The organism is Burkholderia territorii (genome assembly GCF_001718335.1).
Taxonomy (GTDB): domain Bacteria; phylum Pseudomonadota; class Gammaproteobacteria; order Burkholderiales; family Burkholderiaceae; genus Burkholderia; species Burkholderia territorii.
Genome location: NZ_CP013365.1, coordinates 1,820,490 through 1,840,001, shown reverse-complemented (window position 1 = coordinate 1,840,001; position 19,512 = coordinate 1,820,490). Strand labels below are relative to the sequence as shown.

Below are 19,512 nucleotides of genomic sequence, written 5' to 3'. Positions count from 1 at the left end.
ACGCTGCGCGGCCCACTGCAAGGAGAATGCATCGATGAACGCGAATCCGACGCCCCGCACGGGGCAAGACGTGCCGACGGTCAAGCTGCTGATCGACGGCGCCTTCGTCGAGTCCACCACGAGCGAGTGGCGCGACATCGTCAATCCGGCGACGCAGCAGGTGCTCGCGCGCGTGCCGTTCGCGACCGTCGCGGAAGTCGACGCGGCCGTGCAGGCCGCGCACGCCGCGTATGCGACGTGGAAGAACACGCCGATTTCCGCGCGCATGCGCGTGATGCTGAAGTTCCAGGACCTCGTGCGCGCGAACCAGCAGCGCATCGCGAAGACGCTGACGGCCGAGCAGGGCAAGACGTTGCCCGATGCCGAAGGCGACATCTTCCGCGGCCTCGAAGTGGTCGAACATGCATGTTCGGTCGGCACGCTGCAGCTCGGCGAATTCGCGGAGAACGTCGCCGGCGGCGTCGACACCTACACGCTGCGCCAACCGCTCGGCGTATGTGCGGGCATCACGCCGTTCAACTTCCCCGCGATGATTCCGCTGTGGATGTTCCCGATGGCGATCGTGTGCGGCAACACGTTCGTGCTGAAGCCGTCGGAGCAGGATCCGATGTCGACGATGGAGCTCGTCGAACTGGCGATCGAGGCCGGCATTCCGAAAGGTGTGCTGAACGTTGTGCACGGCGGCAAGGAAGTGGTCGACGCGATCTGCACGCATCCGCTCGTGAAGGCGATCTCGTTCGTCGGCTCGACGGCCGTCGGCACGCACGTGTACAACCTCGGCAGCCAGCACGGCAAGCGCGTGCAGTCGATGATGGGCGCGAAGAACCACGCGATCCTGCTGCCCGACGCGAACCGCGAGCAGGCGATCAACGCGCTGGTCGGCGCGGGCTTCGGCGCGGCCGGCCAGCGCTGCATGGCAACCTCGGTCGCGGTGCTCGTCGGCGCGGCCCGCGACTGGCTGCCGGACATCGTCGCGAAGGCGAAGCTGCTGAAAGTCAATGCGGGCTCGGAGGCGGGCACCGACGTCGGGCCGGTGGTGTCGCGCGGCGCGAAGGCGCGCATCCTGTCGCTGATCGAGACGGGCATCAAGGAAGGCGCGAAGCTCGAGCTCGACGGCCGCGACGTGAAGGTGCCCGGCTTCGAGGAAGGCAACTTCATCGGGCCGACGATCTTCTCCGGCGTGACGCCCGACATGACGGTCTACACGCATGAAATTTTCGGGCCGGTGCTGATCGTGATGGAAATCGACACGCTCGACGAAGCGATCGCGCTCGTCAATGCGAATCCGATGGGCAACGGCGTCGGCATCTTCACGCAGAGCGGTGCGGCCGCGCGCAAATTCCAGAGCGAGATCGACGTCGGCCAGGTCGGCATCAACATCCCGATTCCGGTGCCGGTCCCGTACTTCAGCTTCACCGGCTCGCGGGGCTCCAAGCTCGGCGATCTCGGCCCGTACGGCAAGCAGGTCGTGCAGTTCTACACGCAGACGAAAACGGTCACCGCGCGCTGGTTCGACGACGACACGACGGCCGGCCCGGTGAACACGACGATTCGGCTGCATTGAGCCGGGGAGGACACGAACATGAAAATCGGATTCATCGGGCTGGGCCACATGGGTGCGCCGATGGCGCTGAACCTGCTGAAGGCCGGCCATGACGTGCATGCGTTCGACTTGAGCGCCGATGCATTGCGCGCGTTGCAGGACGCCGGCGCACAGGTGGCCGCGTCGCCGCGCGACGCCGCATCGGGCGCGGCATTCGTGATCACGATGCTGCCGGCCGCGCCGCACGTACGCTCGGTGCTCGCCGGCGAGAACGGCGTGCTGGCCGGTCTCGACGCCGGCGCGACCGTGATCGATTCGAGCACGATCGATCCGGCCAGCGCGCAGGCGTTCGGCGCGCTCGTGCGCGAGCACGGCGGCGCGTTCGTCGATGCGCCCGTGTCGGGCGGCACCGGCGGCGCGGCCGCCGGCACCTTGACCTTCATGGTCGGCGGCAGCGACGCCGATTTCGAGCGCGTGAAGCCCGTGCTCGCCTGCATGGGCAAGAACATCGTCCATTGCGGCGCGACGGGGATGGGGCAGGTCGCGAAGGTCTGCAACAACCTCGTGCTCGGCATCTCGATGGCGGCCGTGTCGGAGGCGATGTCGCTCGGCGTCGCGCTCGGCATCGACCCGAAGGTGCTGGCCGGCATCGTCAACACGTCCACGGGCCGCTGCTGGAGCTCCGACACCTACAACCCGTATCCGGGCGTGATCGACACCGCGCCGTCGTCGCGCGGCTACAGCGGCGGCTTCGGCACCGACCTGATGCTGAAGGATCTCGGCCTCGCGAACGACGCCGCGAAGCAGGCGCGCCAGCCCGTCTATCTCGGCGCGCTCGCGCAGCAGCTGTACCAGACGATGAGCAGCCGCGGCGACGGTCAACTCGATTTCTCGGCGGTGATCCGCCTGTACCAACCGGCCACGAAGAAGGACGCCTCATGATCGAACTGGACTACGTCGACGACGGTGCGATCGCCTGCGCGACGCTCAAGCGTCCGCCCGCGAACGCCTTTACCGCCGACGGGCTGCTGCAACTGCAGGAAACCGTCGCCGAATTGAACGCGAACCCGCGCGTGCGCGCGCTGGTGATCACCGGCGACGGCCCGAAGTTCTTCAGCGCGGGCGCCGACCTGAACACGTTCGCCGACGGCGACCGCGCGGTCGCGCGCGCGATGGCCGCGCGCTTCGGCGCGGCGTTCGAGGCGCTGCACGACGCGCGCGTCGTGACGATCGCGGCGATCAACGGTTATGCGATGGGCGGCGGCCTCGAATGCGCGCTTGCGTGCGACCTGCGGATCGCCGAGACGCACGCGCAGATGGCGCTGCCCGAACCGTCGGTCGGCCTGCTGCCGTGCGGCCTCGGCACGCAGACGCTGCCGTGGCTCGTCGGCGAAGGCTGGGCGAAGAAGATCATCCTGGCCGGCACGCGCGTCGACGCGGCCACCGCGCTCAGGATCGGCCTCGTCGAGAATGTGGTCGAAAGCGGCGCGGCGCGCGATGCGGCGCTGGCGCTTGCGCGCAACGTCGCGCGGCAGAGCCCGCATGCGGTTGCCTACAGCAAGGAACTGATCGGCCTCGCACGCCGTGGCGTGCCGCGCGACGCGGCGCTCGCGGTCGAGCGCGAACGCTTCGTCGACCTGTTCGACACGAACGAGCCGCGCGAGGGCGTGGCCGCGTTTCTCGGCAAGCGCGCGCCGCAATGGCATACCGATGGAGAGCCGCAACGATGAGCACGCCGGTCACGACTCATGAGAGCGTCGCGCAACCCGCGCAGGAGGTGCTGTTCCGCGTGGTGAACCGCGTGGCGCTCATTACGCTGAACCGGCCGGCCGCGCTCAATGCGTTGTCCTATCCGATGATCGGCGAGCTGGCCGCGCGCCTCAAGCGATGCCGCACCGACGACCAGATCGTCGCGGTCGTGCTGCGCGGCGCGGGCGAGAAGGGCTTCTGCGCGGGCGGCGACGTGCGCGCGCTGCACCGGATGGTCGCGCAGCGCGAGACCTGGCTGCCGTTCTTCGTCGACGAATACCGGCTCGACTACGCGATCCATACGTTCCCGAAGCCGATCGTCGCGCTGATGGACGGCGTGACGATGGGCGGCGGCATGGGCCTGGCGCAAGGCGCGGCGCTGCGCGTCGCGACCGAGCGCAGCAAGATCGCGATGCCCGAGACGCGCATCGGCCTCGTGCCCGATGTCGGCGCGACGCATTTCCTGTCGCGCATGCCGGTCGAACTCGAGTTGTACGTCGGGTTGACGGGCGCGATGCTGTCCGGTGCCGATGCGCTGAGCGCGAAGCTCGCCGACCTGTGCGTGCCGTCGTCGTGGCTCGATACGTTCGAGACGCGCATTGAGAGCGTCAAGTGGGACGGCGACGTGCTGCCCGCGTTGCGCAAGGTGTTCGAGCCGCCGTGCAACGTCGTGCCGCATTCGGCGCTCGACAGCCAGATGCCGTGGATCGTGCGTCACTTCGACAAGCGCTCGACCGTCGAGCGGATCGTCGCGACGCTGAAGCAGGAGCTCGAGCGCGACGAGCTGACGCGCGAGCATCGTCAATGGCTGCAGACGACGCTCGACGCACTCATCGGGCATTCGCCGACGATGCTGTGCGTGACGCGCGAAGCGTTGCTGCGCGGCCGTCAGATGACGCTCGCCGAGTCGTTCCGGATGGAGCTCGGCATCGTGGCCCGCGCGATCGAGGAGGGCGACTTCTGCGAGGGTGTGCGTGCGCATCTCGTCGACAAGGATCGCAAGCCGCGCTGGGCACCGGCGTCACTCGTCGAGCTGCGCGCCGAGCGTGTGCGGCATTTCCTGACGTCGCCGTGGAAACTGTTCGCGCATCCGCTCGCCGATCTCGGCGCGGCGTGAGGTGACGTGATGTGCCGATGCGCGCGGGCGGCGCATCGGTTTCAATGCATTTCCTTGCTGCGCTGCCGTGCTCAGCGCTCGATCATCGGCGGCACGGCCTCCACGAGCGCATCGATCACGCAGCGCGTCTTGCGCGGCAGATAGCGCGTTTTCGGCCAGATCGCGTGGATGTCGCCTTCGCAGACGAAGCAGCGATCGAGCACGACCACCATCTCGCCGCGCTTCACGTAATGATCGAGCAGCCAGCTCGGCAGCCACGCGATCCCGAATCCCGACGCGCCTGCCGCCGCGATCGCCTGCACGTCGTCGAAACCGAGCTGATGCGGCATGTCGATGCGCACCGTCGAGCCGTCCGGCGCGCGCAGGTCCCACGGCTGCACGACACCGGAGCGCGAATACGCGATCGTCCGGTGGTTTCTCAGATCCTCGAGCGATTGCGGTATCCCGTAGCGCGCCAGATACGATGGCGCCGCGCCGAGGCTGCCGTATTGCGTGCCGAGCCGCCGCACCGCGAGGCTCGTGCTGTCCGCGAGCGGGCCGATCCGCACCGCGAGGTCGATCCCTTCCTCGACCAGATCGACGAAACGGTCGGTGATCGACACGTCGATCCGCAGATGCGGATAGGTGCGCGCGATGTCGAGCACGATCGGCGTCACGCAGTGATGCCCGAACGCGAGCGGCACGCTCAGTCGCAGCTTGCCGCGCGGTTCGTTGCGCCCGCAATCGAGATCGGCTTCGGCCGCTTCCAGCTCCGCCAGCGCGCGCACGCAGCGGTCGTAGTACGCCTGGCCGTCGTCGGTCAGGCTCTGGCTGCGGGTCGTGCGCTGCAGCAGCCGCGCGCCGAGCCGCTTCTCGAGCCGCGCGATCGCCTTGCCGACCGCCGAGCGCGTCATGTCGAGCCGTTCCGCGGCAAGCGCGAAGCTGCCGGATTCCACGACCTGGACGAAGGTCGTCACGCCGTCGAGTTTGTCAGTCATGGCGGGATGAATAGATTGGGTCCCGTGATTCCCCAGTCTGGAGAAGCGGACGCGTCAATGGGGAGGGAAATTCTCACTATAGTACCGATTCCCGCCCAGCGTGCGTTGCCGGCCGCACGCGGCGCATTTTCTTCATCTGGAGGCGCGCGGCCCGTCGCGGGCCGTCGCGCAATACGCATGACGCTATCTGACTCCCGCAGGAATGCGGTCGCGCTCGCGGCCGTCTGTCTCACGTCGCTGATGTTCGGCCTCGAGATCTCGAGCGTGCCGGTGATCCTGCCGACGCTCGAACACGTGCTGCATGGCGACTTCAACGGCATGCAGTGGATCATGAACGCGTACACGATCGCGTGCACGACGGTGCTGATGGCGGCCGGCACGCTGGCCGACCGGTTCGGCCGCAAGCGCGTGTACGTGATCGGCACCGCGCTGTTCGGCGCGACGTCGTTGCTGTGCGGGCTCGCGCCGAACGTGCCGGTGCTGGTCGCGGGCCGGCTGCTGCAGGGCGCGAGCGGCGGCGCGATGCTGATCTGCCAGATCGCGGTGCTGTCGCACCAGTTCCGCGAAGGGCGCGAGCGCGGCCGCGCGTTCGGGATCTGGGGGATCGTGTTCGGGATCGGTCTCGGCTTCGGGCCCATCGTCGGCGGTGCGATCGTCGCGCTGGCGAGCTGGCCGTGGGTGTTCCTCGTGCATGCGCCGCTCGCGGCCGTGGCGCTGCTGCTGATCGGCGGCGCGGTGCAGGAGTCGCGCGATCCGCACGCGGGCACGCTCGACGTCGCGGGCATCGTCACGCTGTCGCTCGCGGTGCTCGGTCTCGCGTTCTATATCACGCAAAGCGCGGAGCTGGGGCTCGTGAGCGCGGCCGGGCTCGGTGTGCTCGGCGCGACCGTGCTCGCGCTCGCCGGCTTCGTCGTCGCGGAGCGCACCAGCGCGCGGCCGATGTTCGATTTCTCCGTGTTCCGGATTCGCGCGTTCACCGGCGCGATCTTCGGATCGATGGGAATGAACTTCAGCTTCTGGCCGTTCATGATCTATCTGCCGATCTGGTTCCAGGTCGCGCTCGGCTACGACAGCGTGACGGCCGGGCTCGCGCTACTCGCATACACGCTGCCGACGCTCGTCGCGCCGCCGTTCGGCGAGCGGCTCGCGCTGCGCTACGGGCCGGGTGTCGTGATTCCGGGCGGGCTGTTCACGATCGCGGCCGGGTTCGCGTTGATGCGGATCGGCAGCGGCGTCGAGCATGCTAGCTGGCTCACGATGCTGCCCGGCTGCGTGATCGCCGGCATCGGGCTCGGGCTCACCAACACGCCGGTCACGAACACGACGACAGGCGCGGTGCCGAGTGCGCGGGCCGGGATGGCGTCGGGCATCGACATGAGCGCGCGAATGATCTCGCTCGCGCTGAACATCGCGGCGATGGGCTTCGTGCTGGTCGCGGGGATCGTCGCGAGCCTGAAGGCGGGCGTCGCGGGCGTGGTCGATGCGGAGACGCTGCGCATGCTGGCGCAGCAGATCGCGTCGGGCCGCACCGACGGGTTGCAGGCAATCGCGCCGGCGCTCGCAAAGGCCGACCCGACCGGCGCGGCGCTGCACGCGGCGCTCGTGCACGGGTTCGGCTGGGTGATGGTGTACGGCGCGGCTGGCGTGGCCGTGCTCGCGACCGCGAGCGCGGTGGCGTTCGCGCCGGCAAGGCGCAGGGCGACGGTGTGTGAATGACGCGTGCGGCGTTAACGCTGCGCGGCCACGATCGCCATCATCGGCCGGTCGCGTTCGTCTTCGAGCTCGGGCATCGCCGCGAGCTGTTCCGGTGTCGGCCCCCATTCGTTCAGGTGCGTGAGCGTGAAGCCGCTCGCGATCAGCAGATTCACGAGCGTGCCGAGCGTGCGATGTTGCTTGACGACGCCCGGCGCGAGCCAGTCAGTCACGCGCTCACCTTCGCGCTGATAGCCGTCGATCGGCCAGGATCGCGCGCCCTGCGCATCGACGACGAAGCCGGGCCGGCGCGGCGCCGTGTAGATCGGATGCTCGATCGAGAACACGAGCCGCGCGCCCGGCACGAGCGCACGGTGGATCGTGCGCAGCAGCGTGTCGAGATGCGCGATGTAATGGAATGCGAGCGAGCTGTACGCGAGATCGAATGTGGCATCCGGTAGCGCGAGCGTTTCGAGATCCGCACGACGGTAGGTGATGGCCGGATGCGCGGCCATCGACGCCGCGCGCTCCAGCATGCGTTCGGACACGTCGATGCCGAGCACGCTCGCGGCGCCCTGATCGGCGGCCCAGCGGCTGAACCAGCCATAGCCGCAACCGAGATCGAGCACGTTCAGGCCGCGCAGCGCAGGCAGCAGTGCGCGCAGCGCGGGCCATTCGGGTGCGCCGTCGAGCCCCTGCATCGAGCGGTTCAGGCGGCTGTAGCCTTCGAAGAAAGCGGGATCGTCGTAGATGTTCTGCGTCATGCGTGCCTCGCGTTTCGGACGAATGCGGCGCGCATGCCGTGCGGCCGGTTCCGCGAGCTTACGCGTCGCTGCCGCGTGCGTCGATCCTGCGTTGCGTGTCCGCATCGACGATCGCGCGGAGCGCGACGAACAGCGGGGCCGCGTCGGTGTAGCGCCGGCCGTAGCCGAGATTGAACGCGTAGTCGAAATCCGGCGGATTGCTGCCTTGGTTGTGTTGCAGGATCGTCTCGAGCTTGTCGAGCGCCTTCGCCGCGCGCGCTTCCGGCGATGCCGCCGCCTCGTATTCGTCCCACAGTGCGACGATCTCGTCGCGCAGCGCGCGGTCCAGTCCGGCCGTCAGCGTCAGCAGGTCGTCGCGTTCGTGTGTGCTTTTGTCAGGATGCGCGGCCTGCTCGATCGCGGGGATGTCGCCGTGAAGCGCTTCGCCGAGATCGTGGACGACGCACAGCTTCAACAGCTTCGTCGTATCGACATCGGGCAGTGCATCGGCAAACACGAGCGCCATCAGGCACAGCCGCCAGCTGTGTTCGGCCGTGCTTTCGGCGCGCCCGGCCGACGTATGGCCGCTGCGCAGCACGTCTTTCAGGCGTTCGGCGTCGCGCAGGAAATCGAGCCGCGCGTGGATCGTATCGAGGTTCATGGCAGCGAAGTGCGTGAATCGAGCATTCAAGCGTACGACACGCCGAGGCGATGCGTCCACGCATGAAATATGCGCCGCACTTGCGGCCGGCGACTGGCGCACCGGCTACAGCGTTTCGACGAGCCGCGCGGCGGAGCCGTCCGACAGCATCATCCGCGTCCATCGGCAGGTGCTGCCGCGGATCGGCACGACGCGCGACGCATTGGCGCCGGTCGCGAATTCGACGCTCGGCGGTCCCGCGCGATCGTGCCAGCCGAGCGGGTCGAGCGCGGCTTCCATGCGGACGATCTCCGGCGACGCGTACCGCCAGAGCGACGTGCCGACCAATGTCGACAGCGGCCGCGTGAACTCGGCCGCGCGCGACGGCGAGCAGGCGAGCAGACGGTGCGTGAGGTCGCACACGAGATGCATGCGGGCCGTGCTGCCCGCGATCAGCCGGGCGAGCGCGCGGTCGCCCGCCGAATCGAGGCGCGCGGCAAGCAACCGTTCGGCCATCGCGCGCTCGTCGGCGGACATCTGCTGGATACCGGCTTCCCAGCGCGAGATCGTCGATTGCGCGACGCCGAACAACTCGGCCGCGTGGCTCTGCTTCACGCGATGCAGCGTGCGCCAACGCTTGAGTTGCGGGCCGAGCGGCGGAGTGTGAAGCGGTGAGTTGCGCATGTTCGTGTTCCGTTCGGGAGGCGGGCCGCGCGGGCGCCGCATTGCGAAATCGGTGAATGGGACCGTCATTGCCGGGATGCCTGGATCACGGCGAGCCTGATATCGGGCGTCCCGACTCACCGGAATTGTTTTCGCCGAGCTTTCAACCGGCTCCACCATATCTTATTATTCGGCGAAAGCGGCGTGTGCCGGTTGCCATTGCTCATGTCGAGGGATGACGCGCCGGCCGGCATTCCCGCCTTCCGACTTCCGCATCGCACGATGCGCGGTCGGCACGACCGGAGACGCGTGGCCAGCGCGTATCCCGAAAAACGATACGAGGGCGCCATGGTAAGACTGGTCTTGCTGCTGCTGGGCATCGAATATTTGCGAACGCGCTGGCGCGGGCTGACCTTGCTCGGCTGGCTGTGGGTCGTCGCGGGCGTCGGCATCTTCGTCGACGCGCTCGATGGTGCGCTGCATTTTCCGATCGAACTGTTCGCGTGGCTGTTCCTGATCGAAGGGCTCGCGACGCTCGCGGTGGCCGGCAGCGGCGTCGGCGGGCAGCGCATCCTGCGCTACGTGAAGGGCGTGGCGGTCGTGCTCGCCGCCGGCCTCGTGTTCGCGGGCCATCATCACGGGCACTTCCTGCTGTCGATGATCTTCGGCACGCTGTTCCTTGTCGACGGGCTGCTGCAGTGCACGTCCGCGTGGATGGTGCGCTACCGCCGCTGGAATGTCGCATTCGCGTGGGGCGTCGTCGAGATCCTGCTAGCGATCTTCTTCTATCAGCCGTATCCGACCCACTATGCGGGCACCGTGCCGTACTGCCTTGGCCTGCTGCTGATGTTCGGCGGGATGCACATGTTGAGCCTGGCCGCGCGCGTGCGGCGGCTGACGCGCAACCCGGCATTCGTCACGTCGCCGGCGCCGTCGATCGTGCCGGACATCGACGCGGCGCCCGACATCCCGCGCTTCACGCAATCCGAGTGGGACGGCCCACCGGCCGACCACGAGCATGCGCTGACCGTGCACGTGTGGACGCCGACCGGCACGTCGAAGGCCGAAGCCCAGCGCTATCCGGTGATCGACCGCTACATCGCTGCGGTGGACGTCAACGGCGTGATCTCCACCGGGCATGCGGCGCTGGAGTCGCCGGAGGGCATCTACATCAGCCTCTACCCGGCCGTCGAGATCGATCGTTCTCCCGACGAATTCACGCGGATCCTGCGCGCGACGCGCGAGAACGACGTACCGGGCCTGTTCCAGCCCGACTATGAGACCGAGTCGAAGGCGTGGTGCCCGTCGACCGTGCGCGTGCGAATCCGCAACTACGATCCGGCGAAGCTGGCTGCTTTCTGGTCGTCGTATCGGCAGAACGTCACGTACAACCTCACGCATCGAAACTGCTCGAGCACCGTGTCGAACGCGCTCGAAGCGGCACTCGACGGCGCGGTGTGGCGGCTCAAGGGCACGCGCGCCGGCTGGGGCGCATTCGTCCGGCTGCTGCTCACGCCCGAGCTGTGGGTCGCCGCGCAGATCCGCAAGCGTGCGGTGACGATGGCCTGGACGCCCGGCCTCACGCTCGACTATGCACGCGCGCTCAGCATGCTCGCCGATCCGCGGCCGTTCGCATGGTGGAAGGTCGCGCGCTCGGCGGTGAAGGCAATCATGGCATCGCGCCGCGCGTGGCGCGAGCAGGATAGCGCGGCGCTGTCGCCCGGTGGATCGGAAGCCGCGTCGGCGAAATGATCGCGTGGCGCCGGGCAACCCGGCGCCTCAGGCGCGGGAAGGCGAGCATTGGTATCGGTACCGCTGGCCCCGGATCCGTGTGGCACTACGAATTCCTTCGTCGACCTTCATATTGATGCAATGTTGCGCGGGCAACAATCGAGGGCAGACATTCGACAATCTTGCGGCGCATCCCGCGACCGCAAGCCTTTTCCGAGGACACGCCATGCTCAAGACGCTCGCCCGCGCCGCGGCCGCACTCGCCGTCGCATCCGCCTCGCTGCACGCCGTTGCGCAGACCAGCTACGACTACCTGTTGCTCGCGGCTTCGTGGGAGCCCGGCTTCTGCGCGTCGCACGACACGCCGGAGTGCACGAATCTCGCCGGCACGTACGCGGCGACGAGCCTGTCGCTGCACGGCCTGTGGCCGAACAGGTATGACGGCAACCAGCCGTTCTACTGCGGCGTGCCGCAGAGCGACGTCGACCTCGACAACGCGCACCAGTGGTGCAGCATGGATGCGTATCCGATCAGCAGCGCGACCCGCAACCCGCTGTCGACCTATATGCCGGGCGTGGCGTCGTGCCTCGACAAGCACGAATGGTTCAAGCACGGCACCTGCTCGAATTCGGCGACGCCGGACGCGTACTGGAACCAGGCGGCCGGCATGATCAGCCGGCTCGGCAACACGTCGTTCAACGCATTCCTGCAGGCGAACGCGGGCAAGACGGTGACGCGCAACCAACTGCTGTCAGCATTCGAGGGCGCGTTTGGCAGCAATACGCGCAGTGCGGTGTCGCTGAAGTGCACGAAGACGAACGGCGTCAGCTACTTCACGGAAGCATGGATCGCGGTGAAGACGAATGCGACCACGCAGTTTCCGAGTGCGGCGTCGCTCGTGACGGACGGCAATACGCAGGGCACGTGCCCGACATCGGGCGTGTATATCGCGAAGTAACGCGGAAGGTTTCGCGAGGAGCGCCGGCCGGGAGCGTTCCGGCCGGCGTAATACGGATGACGCTTGTCTATGCGAGCAGCCGCAATGCATCCGCGAGCGACAACACCGTCGTGCGCGTCTCGAACGCCGTCGCGAACAGATGCTCGTGCACGATCTCATCCGGGTCGTAGCAGCAGTCCTTTACCGTGTACAGCCGGAAATCCGCGTCGCTTGCATGCGCAACCGACGACAGCACGACGCCGGTCGACGCAATCCCGACGAGGATCAGCGTGTCGATGCCCTGCGCGACGAGTCGTGCCTGAAGGTCGGTGCGGAAGAAGACGCTCGCGCGATGCGCGATGGTCAGCGGTTCGTTGTCGAGCCGGCCGAGTTCCGGGCATGGGCCGTCGTCGATGAACAGGCCGAGCTGCTTGATGCCTTGCCCGTTCTTGTTGCGCGGGCTCACTTCCGGATAGCCGGGGCTGAAGCGGAGATTGGCGAAACAGACATGGATGCCGGCGGCGCGCGCTGCATCGCACAGCTTGCGTGTGTTGGCGAGGAGGGTGGGGGCAACCGACGGGAACAAGCCGAGGATGTCGGTCTGGTAGTGCATGACGATCAGTGCGGTCTTGGCCGGCACGATCTGCGGAATCGGTGTGTGCGTGCGGTTTTCCGCATCGGCGTGGTGCGTCGTTGCGAGATCTGAAGCGTGTTCCGGTTGCATGACTGATGCTCTCCCATGAGTCATTTCGGTGTTTTCAGAGAATCGAATCGCTCGTTGGTTGATGTTGATTATTCAAGCGTGAGCGTGTTGGAACTCCGGCACTATAAACCGGCAGTGTCATTTCGGCGCCACCCGGGCCGAGAATGTTGTGCTCGCCTTCGACGATCGGCTTGCGCCACGGCGCGACACTCGGCCGGTGCAGCGACCGAACGAGAGACGGAAAACACCGGCGCTCCAAAGGGAACGCGCCTTGCTGGTTGCTGGGCATTTGACTCGCCGGCAGCAATCGAGATGAACTACGGAACCTTCCCATCGTGGCTGAATGCGCTTTCGGTTACATGGATCATTTTGGGTGCGATCTGTGCGGTTGCGATCGTCATTGACGAAGTTCGACACCCGCAGAAGGTGTGGATCATGAACGTCGTCTGGCCGCTGACGGCGTTGTTTGGGACGGTCTTGTGGGTGGGCGCGTACTACCGCTGGGGACGAAATGTCATCGGCGCGCAGCACAAGACCGACGATCAACCGTTCGCCGCGATGGTGATGAAAGGCACGAGCCACTGCGGCGCGGGCTGTACGCTGGGAGACATCATCGTTGAGTGGTCGACTTTTGCTTTCCCCGCGTTGGCGGTCTGGTTCGGGTGGCACACAGTGTTCAATGAAAAAACGTTCGCCGTATGGATTCCTGATTTCATCGTCGCCTTTCTGCTCGGCATCATCTTTCAGTACTTCACCATCAAGCCGATGAGAGGGCTTTCGGTCCGCGCAGGTCTGGTTGCGGCCGTCAGGGCGGATATTGCGTCGATCACTGCGTGGCAGGTAGGCATGTACGGACTGATGGCGATCATCCAGTTCATGTGGTTCAAGCCGGCTTACGGAGGAATCGCGAAAGTCGCGAGCCCGGAATTCTGGTTCGCCATGCAGCTGGCAATGCTCGGAGGATTCGCCACCAGTTATCCGGTTAACTGGTGGCTGATCAGTTCGGGTGTGAAGGAAAAGATGTAACTCTGCCTCACGTTACGTTAGCGACGACGGTAATCGCGATCGCTGCGGAAGCCGTCGCCGGGTTCATCATTTCACTTTGAACGAATAGTCGCCGTGCGTGCGATGTCCGTCCGACGCGACCGCGACCCAATGCACCGTGTACGTGTCGGGCGGTAACGTCGGCAGCGCAAGATGGATTGACTTCCGGTTGTTCGGATCGACCTCGGCCTTCGCGGTATTCATTTGCTTGCCATTCGAATTGCTGACGTTCAACGAGCTGAACGCAGGTTCGAGCGGCCCGTCAAACTCGATTGCGACCGTTGCGGGCGCCACCACTTCGGCTCCTGCCGACGGCGACTGCTTCTGCGGAAACACATGGGCGAATGCCGTCGACGCGCTCAAGATGCCGATCGCGATCGTCGCTGCGCGCAAGCCGTGGCGATATCGGTTGAATGTCGGCATGGCTATTCCCCTTTCCCGAAAAATGGCTTGCCAAGCGAGTTGGGCATCACGTCGTCCAGAAACAGGTGTGCCTGAAGCAGGATCCCGACGCCCTTGCCGCTTGCATGATTGACCGGAATCACGGCTTCCACGCCAAACTGGCCCCATCGATTGAGCCAGAGCAGGCCGGGATTGACGCTGCCGGTCGTGTGTCCCGAACACGGACCGCCGGTACAGGTGCTCATCGGGAACTCGACGACCGGGATCAGGTTATTGAACGGCGCATTGAGTCCCACATCCTGCACGAAGTTTTGCAGATACGGCAGGCTGTATTGCACGGTGACGCCCCAGCTCAACGAATCCGGATCGGCGCTGTTCATCGTCAGGCGCGGACCGAGGGTTCCGGTGATCGCGAGCGGCTTCAGATACTTGAGGCTGTCCGGCAAATCGCCGAATCCCTTGCCGACATAAAGCGTCGGCGTAATCGCGGAGTGTGGATCGGCGACCGACCTCGCTGCGGTGCCGCCCAGTTCCGCGACGGCGCCCACGGAAGCCATGAACTCGTGCTTTTCGTTCACGTAGAAGCGATATTTGACGCCGAACGCGAAGTTGTCGAATCCACGAGCCGATCCGCCATTCGGTGCGTTGATATTGACGTAGGTTCCCACCACTGAAAGGGCGAAATTGGGCGTGATCAGCTTGTCCCATTCGAGAGACGTCGTGTTGGTGTTCTGCTGGTCGCCATCGTCGGTCAACGATTTGGCGTGGCCGAATTCCAGATTGATTTCGTCGCCGACGCCCGGGTCGTCGACTGCCATCGTCGCCGGGAAAACACGGTTGCCGGCAATGGCGTGCGCGGATGCAAGCGAGGGAAACAGAAGCAGGGCGGCGATAGTCGCCGGCGCAATCAGGGCGGAAAGTTGCACATTGCCGCGTGCGGGAATGGTGCGCATGATTCGATCCTTGTGTGAGGCGCGTGAATGTCCCCGCGAGCCTGTCGAAGGACGCGCGAGGACACGGCGATGCAATGACACTTGCATCGCGGCAGGGCTGGCTCAGTCAGGATGAAAATGGCGGCGCACGCGGCTGGGCCGCAGCGAAGTGGAAAGCGCTGGGAGGTGTTTGAAACGTGGTGGCCGAAGCGGGATGAACGCCCCAATCGGTCGGTGCGAATGCAGTGGCCCCGCCAAGTAGCGCGGGCATGTCGGCAAGCAGACCGCAATACGCGCATGCCTGCCAGTGGGCCGCCTTCTCGGGCAAGGGGGACGGGTTGGGAGTGGTGTTGTCCGCGCCATTTCGCGCGGTACAGAACGCCCCGGATACCGCGTCGAACTGGTGGTCCGACGAAAGGCTCTGCGATATCGTTGGCGCAAGCGCCGCCATCAGGATTGCAAGCAATCCCAGGATGCTGCCCATCTTCCTGCGAAACAGAGCGGACATGACCTTGGCGGAATCGCGCACCGGACGGTGCGTTGCCGGGAGTATGGCACAGGCGTTGGATGGCTCGGATGGGTAAGCACCCTACTTGTGCGTAGGCATCGGGAGATGGCTGGCGTCTGTTCGCGCAACTCGCTAGTGTCTGATTTTGCGAAGTGTGGCCGGTTGCCGGAGACGACAGACGGCAGTGGCGGGCCAACAGGAGACGTTCAATCGAGCCAGCTGGCACATGAAAACCACGCCGTCGGCTATAGTTGGACACGCACATCACCAGCCACCTCGAAGGACACCCATGATCGACCACGTCTATATCTCGGTCACCGACATCGACAAGGCGATGACGTTCTATTCGGAAGCCTTGAAGCCGCTAGGCTGGAAAGTGTTCGGCAATTACGACTCCGCTTCGGGCCCGGACGGCGTTCCGGATCTTTACGGAATCGGCGACGATGTCTACGGAAGTGGAAAGGGTGTTGGATCGAGCATCTGGCTACGCCGACGCAAGCACGGCGAGACGGGGCTCTACCTCGGGATCGTCTGTGACACGAATGAACTGGTCGACGCCGCATACGCAGCAGCCATCAAAGCCGGCGGCATCGATGAGGGGAAGCCCGCGGATCGAACCTATTTCGCGCCCGGATACTACGCCGCCAATGTTGCCGACTTCGATGGCAATCGTCTGGAGTTCGTACACAAGGCGTGGAATCCTAAGCGAAACGCATAGCCAGCATCATGTCAACCGAGTGGAAGCACCGCGTCAGACTGTTTATCCAGCGCTTCTGGCAGCCGACCAGTGCGTGCATGACCTGCATGCCGGGGAGTTGGGGGAACATCATGAGCGCTTCCCACTGGATCATTGCATTTCAGACAGGGCTGCTTACTGGAGTCCTCGCGGTACTTTTGACTTTCACGATTGCGGCGAAGCTCTATGCGCATCGATACGGCAATGCACTGCTCGTCGGCATCCTGACGACGTTGGGTGACGCGTACTCACATACGAGTCATTACCGTATCCCTTATGTCGAGCACATCGTGACGGGGGTCATTTCAGGTCTCTTGACGCTTGCGGCGTCGTATCTCTTCGAAGACCGCGCGCGACGGCTTCGGGCGGTGTGGGCTCGGGTTTTTGGATAGTCGTGTTCGCTGACTTTCTGAACCTGTCGGGCTGAACGGCGCGTACCGCAGCCCGTCACCTCAAAAATCGACCTTCCCGTATAAGTCGTCAACCACTCCTGCGCCAGCGTCCGCAGCACTCCTGCAGGAACTGATAGGGAATGCCTTCGGGGGGGCGGGCTGGGCGGGTGGAGGTCGCTCCGCGGTTGATGACCGAGTTCGGCCAACACCGGTCGTGGACCAACAACAGCAACAAGACATCCGGTAGGCAAGTCGAGTTCCGGCAACGGACACGCACGCTTTCATGGCGATCCATTCTTCCCATCTGGCCGGTGTTTGTTACGACCGACCCCTCAATTTCCTGAAGATGAGCGGCATTGCTTCAGCATCCAGCCCATCCATGTCAACCAGTCGCAGGGACTTCACCATGTCCAGCGTCGAACGCTTGTACTTCTTGAAATGCGGCGACTGGATATGTGCGTCGTACGCATCGTGGCTCGCATAAATTTCCACAATCTTGATGTGCGTCGGGCTATCCTTTTGAGCCATCGGGAAAATGCACACTACCCCCGGCTCGACGCGCATCGACGCCTCAGCCTCCTCGTTCAAGATGCGCCGATATGCTTCGATATGCTGATTGAATATCTCGATTTCGGAGATACGGACTAACATTTTTGGCTCCTGCGCATGGACGTTACCGTGTTGCCCCAACGGCAGTACCGCACACATCACAACGAGCGCGAAGAGGATAAGACGTCGGCACTCGATGAACGGGCCCTTCATATCTATTTTCGCGTTCGATGTTCGTCCAGCGGCGGTACGTTCGACCGCGGCGGCGAGGTCGCAAGCTACCGCCATTGAACGTACTGCCGCTCGCGACATTCAGTTCCGCGGCATTGAAATCGTCGGCGGATGTTCCGGAAGCGGTGGCACGATGCCATCCACCGGATGGGGGACATACGGCGCTTCGAGCGCGGCGATTTCGTCCTGCGTCAGCGAGAAGTCGAGCGCGTCGATGGCGGTTGCCAGATGCTCGGGTTTCGTTGCCCCGATGATCGGCGCGGTGATCGCCGGCTTCGTCAACAACCACGCCAGTGCGACGTGCGCGCGCGGCACATGGTGCGCCTCGGCGATACGCGCGACGACGTCAACCACCTTCTGGTCCTGGATTTCAGCGTTCCGATACATTTGCAGCGCAAAGGCATCGTTCTGCGTGCGGCGCGTGGTTTCGCTCCAGTCGCGCGTCAGCCTGCCGCGCGCCATCGGGCTCCATGGAATGACCCCGATGCCCTGGTCGGCGCAAAGAGGCAACATTTCGCGTTCCTCCTCCCGATAGAGCAGGTTGTACTGCGGTTGCATGGAGATGAAGCGTGCCCAGCCGTTGCGTTCCGCGACGTGCTGCATTTTCGCGAAGCGCCATGCCTCCATCGACGATGCACCGATGTAGCGGGCTTTGCCTGACTTCACAATGTCGTGCAGCGCCTCCATCGTTTCCTCCACAGGCGTGCCGTGGTCGAAACGGTGGATCTGGTAGAGGTCGACGTAATCCATGCCGAGGCGGGTCAGACTGTCGTCGATCGACTGAAGCAGCGCTTTCCGCGAGAGAAACCCGGTATTGGGTGAATTGCGCCACGGAAAGAACGCCTTGGTGGCGACGACGACCTCTTCGCGCCGCGCCATGTCGTTGAGGGCTCGGCCCGTGATCTCCTCGGAGCTTCCGCCCGAATAGATATTGGCAGTGTCGAAGAAGTTGATGCCCGCCTCGAGCGCTTGCCGAAAAAACGGGCGGGAGGCTGCTTCATCGAGGGACCAAGGCTGGGGCAGGCGAGCAGGCTCCCCATAGCTCATGCATCCCAGGCAAAGACGAGATACTTTCAGGCCCGTTCGGCCCAGATTGACATATTCCATGTTCACCTTCAAAGGTCTATGGTCACACAACGCCGATAGGCAGACTGCGGCAGGCCCGTGGTTGACGATTAATCCCGCGTCAGCGCTACACGACAACCACGAACCGACACAGCGATAGACGCTGCCGAAGCAGTCAAGCGTCGCGCGACGCGAACAGCGACTCCCAGCCGACGAACGGGCCGAGCGGAATGATCTCCCAGTCGATCAGGCCGACCTTGGCCAGTGGAAACTCGGCGAGCGCCTGTCTCGCGGCATCGACCGAATCGCTTTCGGCAATGATGGCGACGCCCGGGCGGTCCTGACGGAACGAGATTTCGCGCACGAAGCCCGTTTTATACAGATGCCACGCATGGCGCACTTCTTCGAGAAGATGGGGCTGATAGGCGTCCGGGCTGGCCCCCGGCAGCGGGACGTCGAGACAAAGCAATTTCATCGTGCGGCTCCTGACATGAACTGGCTGGTCACCTGAGCGACGCGCTCGCCCAGATACGCAGCGGTATCAATATCGCTCTCGATGGGGGTGATGTCCGGTGATGCATCATCCGATTGCGCCATCGCGCCCAGCCATCCGCCGACACGATTCTTCTCCTGCGGCGACTTGCCCGGGAAGATATCGAGTCCGACCCAGATCATCCCGTGCTGGGCGGCAAACAGCGCCATCGTGACGAGGGAATTCAGCTTGTCGCCGTGCATGGCGCCCGAATTCGTGAAGCCTGCGGCAATCTTGTTCCGCCACGACTGGGGAATCCACGCGGGCCGCGTCGAGTCCTCCATCACCTTTTTGAGCCTCGCGCTGACGGTGCCGTTGTAGGTCGGCGAACCGAAGATGATCGCGCCGCTCGCGGCGAGTTTTTCCCAGGGCGTATCGCCATCTGCAACGGCGAACAACTGCGCTTCGGCGCCCGGCACGCGACGAACGCCGTGTGCAACGGCTTGGGCCTGTTTCGCGGTGTGGCCATAGCCACTGTCATAGAGGATCGTGATGAGCATTGAAGACTCGCAAGCTTCGGACGGAGGGGCGATGTCCACCATTGTCACCAGCGTCACTCATTACGAGAAGTTCTGGCAGGGTTGAACCACCCTCAACTGCAAGTTTAGAATCCGGCTGCGCGACGA

Annotated in this window: 22 protein-coding genes; 10 read left to right on the top strand and 12 right to left on the bottom strand. The window is 64.9% G+C overall.

What is annotated here, in order from left to right:
• Positions 1-34 precede the first annotated feature (34 nt).
• The 4 genes from WS51_RS08130 to WS51_RS08115 are packed head-to-tail and all read left to right on the top strand — an operon-like array spanning position 35 to position 4,409.
• A complete protein-coding gene (locus WS51_RS08130; protein WP_069228922.1) occupies positions 35-1,564 on the top strand; it encodes a CoA-acylating methylmalonate-semialdehyde dehydrogenase in 1,530 nt (509 codons plus the stop codon).
• An 18-nt stretch (positions 1,565-1,582) separates the two neighbouring features.
• The gene (gene mmsB, locus WS51_RS08125) at positions 1,583-2,485 is read left to right on the top strand and encodes a 3-hydroxyisobutyrate dehydrogenase (protein ID WP_059769138.1); all 903 of its coding nucleotides are present in this window, start codon (positions 1,583-1,585) and stop codon (positions 2,483-2,485) included.
• Positions 2,482-3,273 (top strand): enoyl-CoA hydratase, encoded by a 792-nt coding sequence (locus WS51_RS08120; protein ID WP_069228921.1) that lies wholly within the window; start codon positions 2,482-2,484, stop codon positions 3,271-3,273. The genes mmsB and WS51_RS08120 overlap by 4 nt, the downstream gene beginning before the upstream one ends.
• Positions 3,270-4,409: an enoyl-CoA hydratase/isomerase family protein gene (locus WS51_RS08115; RefSeq protein WP_069228920.1), complete on the top strand. Its 1,140-nt coding sequence runs from the start codon at positions 3,270-3,272 to the stop codon at positions 4,407-4,409. The genes WS51_RS08120 and WS51_RS08115 overlap by 4 nt, the downstream gene beginning before the upstream one ends.
• Positions 4,410-4,480: 71 nt before the next feature.
• On the opposite strand, the gene WS51_RS08110 is transcribed toward WS51_RS08115, so the two are convergent.
• Positions 4,481-5,386 carry a LysR family transcriptional regulator gene (locus WS51_RS08110; RefSeq protein WP_059544211.1) on the bottom strand — a complete coding sequence of 302 codons (906 nt, stop codon included), beginning with the start codon at positions 5,384-5,386 and terminating at the stop codon, positions 4,481-4,483.
• Between the two features lie 177 nt (positions 5,387-5,563).
• Between WS51_RS08110 and WS51_RS08105 the strand changes: the two genes are divergently transcribed.
• Complete coding sequence (locus WS51_RS08105; RefSeq protein ID WP_069228919.1) at positions 5,564-7,102, top strand: MFS transporter; 1,539 nt, start codon at positions 5,564-5,566, stop codon at positions 7,100-7,102.
• A gap of 11 nt (positions 7,103-7,113) precedes the next feature.
• Here the strand turns inward: WS51_RS08105 and WS51_RS08100 are convergent, their stop codons facing one another.
• The 3 genes from WS51_RS08100 to WS51_RS08090 form a co-directional block, all read right to left on the bottom strand.
• Positions 7,114-7,842: a class I SAM-dependent methyltransferase gene (locus WS51_RS08100; RefSeq protein WP_069229163.1), complete on the bottom strand. Its 729-nt coding sequence runs from the start codon at positions 7,840-7,842 to the stop codon at positions 7,114-7,116.
• 58 nt (positions 7,843-7,900) lie between these two features.
• Positions 7,901-8,482 (bottom strand): HD domain-containing protein, encoded by a 582-nt coding sequence (locus WS51_RS08095; RefSeq protein ID WP_069228918.1) that lies wholly within the window; start codon positions 8,480-8,482, stop codon positions 7,901-7,903.
• Positions 8,483-8,587: 105 nt separating this feature from the next.
• Entirely contained in the window at positions 8,588-9,145 is a 558-nt protein-coding gene (locus tag WS51_RS08090; RefSeq protein ID WP_059806086.1) for a helix-turn-helix domain-containing protein, read from the bottom strand.
• Positions 9,146-9,472: 327 nt separating this feature from the next.
• On the opposite strand from WS51_RS08090, the gene WS51_RS08085 reads away from it, so the two are divergent.
• Entirely contained in the window at positions 9,473-10,876 is a 1,404-nt protein-coding gene (locus WS51_RS08085; RefSeq protein ID WP_069228917.1) for an HdeD family acid-resistance protein, read from the top strand.
• A 205-nt stretch (positions 10,877-11,081) separates the two neighbouring features.
• Entirely contained in the window at positions 11,082-11,813 is a 732-nt protein-coding gene (locus tag WS51_RS08080) for a ribonuclease T2 (RefSeq protein WP_069228916.1), read from the top strand.
• A 67-nt stretch (positions 11,814-11,880) separates the two neighbouring features.
• Here the strand turns inward: WS51_RS08080 and WS51_RS08075 are convergent, their stop codons facing one another.
• Positions 11,881-12,516 carry a cysteine hydrolase family protein gene (locus tag WS51_RS08075; RefSeq protein WP_069228915.1) on the bottom strand — a complete coding sequence of 212 codons (636 nt, stop codon included), beginning with the start codon at positions 12,514-12,516 and terminating at the stop codon, positions 11,881-11,883.
• 291 nt (positions 12,517-12,807) lie between these two features.
• On the opposite strand from WS51_RS08075, the gene WS51_RS08070 reads away from it, so the two are divergent.
• Positions 12,808-13,521, top strand: a complete 714-nt coding sequence (locus tag WS51_RS08070; protein WP_069228914.1) for a DUF4396 domain-containing protein — start codon at positions 12,808-12,810, stop codon at positions 13,519-13,521.
• A 66-nt stretch (positions 13,522-13,587) separates the two neighbouring features.
• On the opposite strand, the gene WS51_RS08065 is transcribed toward WS51_RS08070, so the two are convergent.
• The 3 genes from WS51_RS08065 to WS51_RS30760 form a co-directional block, all read right to left on the bottom strand.
• Positions 13,588-13,962 carry a copper resistance CopC family protein gene (locus tag WS51_RS08065; RefSeq protein ID WP_059506549.1) on the bottom strand — a complete coding sequence of 125 codons (375 nt, stop codon included), beginning with the start codon at positions 13,960-13,962 and terminating at the stop codon, positions 13,588-13,590.
• Between the two features lie 2 nt (positions 13,963-13,964).
• Positions 13,965-14,894, bottom strand: coding sequence for a hypothetical protein (locus tag WS51_RS08060; RefSeq protein WP_069228913.1), 930 nt, complete (start codon positions 14,892-14,894; stop codon positions 13,965-13,967).
• A 106-nt stretch (positions 14,895-15,000) separates the two neighbouring features.
• Positions 15,001-15,381 carry a DUF2946 family protein gene (locus tag WS51_RS30760; protein WP_155773571.1) on the bottom strand — a complete coding sequence of 127 codons (381 nt, stop codon included), beginning with the start codon at positions 15,379-15,381 and terminating at the stop codon, positions 15,001-15,003.
• Between the two features lie 289 nt (positions 15,382-15,670).
• On the opposite strand from WS51_RS30760, the gene WS51_RS08050 reads away from it, so the two are divergent.
• Positions 15,671-16,099 carry a VOC family protein gene (locus tag WS51_RS08050; protein ID WP_059769157.1) on the top strand — a complete coding sequence of 143 codons (429 nt, stop codon included), beginning with the start codon at positions 15,671-15,673 and terminating at the stop codon, positions 16,097-16,099.
• 8 nt (positions 16,100-16,107) lie between these two features.
• Positions 16,108-16,509: a hypothetical protein gene (locus WS51_RS08045; RefSeq protein WP_059506558.1), complete on the top strand. Its 402-nt coding sequence runs from the start codon at positions 16,108-16,110 to the stop codon at positions 16,507-16,509.
• 318 nt (positions 16,510-16,827) lie between these two features.
• Here the strand turns inward: WS51_RS08045 and WS51_RS32830 are convergent, their stop codons facing one another.
• From WS51_RS32830 to WS51_RS08025, 4 genes are all read right to left on the bottom strand, one after another.
• Positions 16,828-17,346, bottom strand: a complete 519-nt coding sequence (locus WS51_RS32830; protein ID WP_236872346.1) for a putative quinol monooxygenase — start codon at positions 17,344-17,346, stop codon at positions 16,828-16,830.
• Between the two features lie 24 nt (positions 17,347-17,370).
• Positions 17,371-18,396: an aldo/keto reductase gene (locus WS51_RS08035; RefSeq protein WP_069229162.1), complete on the bottom strand. Its 1,026-nt coding sequence runs from the start codon at positions 18,394-18,396 to the stop codon at positions 17,371-17,373.
• 133 nt (positions 18,397-18,529) lie between these two features.
• Positions 18,530-18,829, bottom strand: a complete 300-nt coding sequence (locus tag WS51_RS08030) for a hypothetical protein (RefSeq protein WP_006498287.1) — start codon at positions 18,827-18,829, stop codon at positions 18,530-18,532.
• Positions 18,826-19,386 (bottom strand): flavodoxin family protein, encoded by a 561-nt coding sequence (locus tag WS51_RS08025; RefSeq protein WP_069228911.1) that lies wholly within the window; start codon positions 19,384-19,386, stop codon positions 18,826-18,828. The genes WS51_RS08030 and WS51_RS08025 overlap by 4 nt, the downstream gene beginning before the upstream one ends.
• Positions 19,387-19,512 lie beyond the last annotated feature (126 nt).

Bases quoted from the DNA above. Each gene is read 5' to 3' on its own strand.
- WS51_RS08120 (WP_069228921.1), top strand. From the start codon at position 2,482: ATGATCGAACTGGACTACGTCGACGACGGTGCGATCGCCTGCGCGACG.
- WS51_RS08095 (WP_069228918.1), bottom strand. From the start codon at position 8,482: ATGAACCTCGATACGATCCACGCGCGGCTCGATTTCCTGCGCGACGCC.
- WS51_RS08025 (WP_069228911.1), bottom strand. From the start codon at position 19,386: ATGCTCATCACGATCCTCTATGACAGTGGCTATGGCCACACCGCGAAA.
- WS51_RS32830 (WP_236872346.1), bottom strand. From the start codon at position 17,346: ATGGCGGTAGCTTGCGACCTCGCCGCCGCGGTCGAACGTACCGCCGCT.
- WS51_RS08065 (WP_059506549.1), bottom strand. From the start codon at position 13,962: ATGCCGACATTCAACCGATATCGCCACGGCTTGCGCGCAGCGACGATC.
- WS51_RS08110 (WP_059544211.1), bottom strand. From the start codon at position 5,386: ATGACTGACAAACTCGACGGCGTGACGACCTTCGTCCAGGTCGTGGAA.
- WS51_RS08050 (WP_059769157.1), top strand. From the start codon at position 15,671: ATGATCGACCACGTCTATATCTCGGTCACCGACATCGACAAGGCGATG.
- WS51_RS08115 (WP_069228920.1), top strand. From the start codon at position 3,270: ATGAGCACGCCGGTCACGACTCATGAGAGCGTCGCGCAACCCGCGCAG.
- WS51_RS08030 (WP_006498287.1), bottom strand. From the start codon at position 18,829: ATGAAATTGCTTTGTCTCGACGTCCCGCTGCCGGGGGCCAGCCCGGAC.
- WS51_RS30760 (WP_155773571.1), bottom strand. From the start codon at position 15,381: ATGTCCGCTCTGTTTCGCAGGAAGATGGGCAGCATCCTGGGATTGCTT.
- WS51_RS08130 (WP_069228922.1), top strand. From the start codon at position 35: ATGAACGCGAATCCGACGCCCCGCACGGGGCAAGACGTGCCGACGGTC.
- WS51_RS08045 (WP_059506558.1), top strand. From the start codon at position 16,108: ATGTCAACCGAGTGGAAGCACCGCGTCAGACTGTTTATCCAGCGCTTC.
- WS51_RS08035 (WP_069229162.1), bottom strand. From the start codon at position 18,396: ATGGAATATGTCAATCTGGGCCGAACGGGCCTGAAAGTATCTCGTCTT.
- WS51_RS08075 (WP_069228915.1), bottom strand. From the start codon at position 12,516: ATGCAACCGGAACACGCTTCAGATCTCGCAACGACGCACCACGCCGAT.
- WS51_RS08100 (WP_069229163.1), bottom strand. From the start codon at position 7,842: ATGACGCAGAACATCTACGACGATCCCGCTTTCTTCGAAGGCTACAGC.
- WS51_RS08085 (WP_069228917.1), top strand. From the start codon at position 9,473: ATGGTAAGACTGGTCTTGCTGCTGCTGGGCATCGAATATTTGCGAACG.
- WS51_RS08060 (WP_069228913.1), bottom strand. From the start codon at position 14,894: ATGCGCACCATTCCCGCACGCGGCAATGTGCAACTTTCCGCCCTGATT.
- WS51_RS08105 (WP_069228919.1), top strand. From the start codon at position 5,564: ATGACGCTATCTGACTCCCGCAGGAATGCGGTCGCGCTCGCGGCCGTC.
- mmsB (WP_059769138.1), top strand. From the start codon at position 1,583: ATGAAAATCGGATTCATCGGGCTGGGCCACATGGGTGCGCCGATGGCG.
- WS51_RS08080 (WP_069228916.1), top strand. From the start codon at position 11,082: ATGCTCAAGACGCTCGCCCGCGCCGCGGCCGCACTCGCCGTCGCATCC.
- WS51_RS08090 (WP_059806086.1), bottom strand. From the start codon at position 9,145: ATGCGCAACTCACCGCTTCACACTCCGCCGCTCGGCCCGCAACTCAAG.
- WS51_RS08070 (WP_069228914.1), top strand. From the start codon at position 12,808: ATGAACTACGGAACCTTCCCATCGTGGCTGAATGCGCTTTCGGTTACA.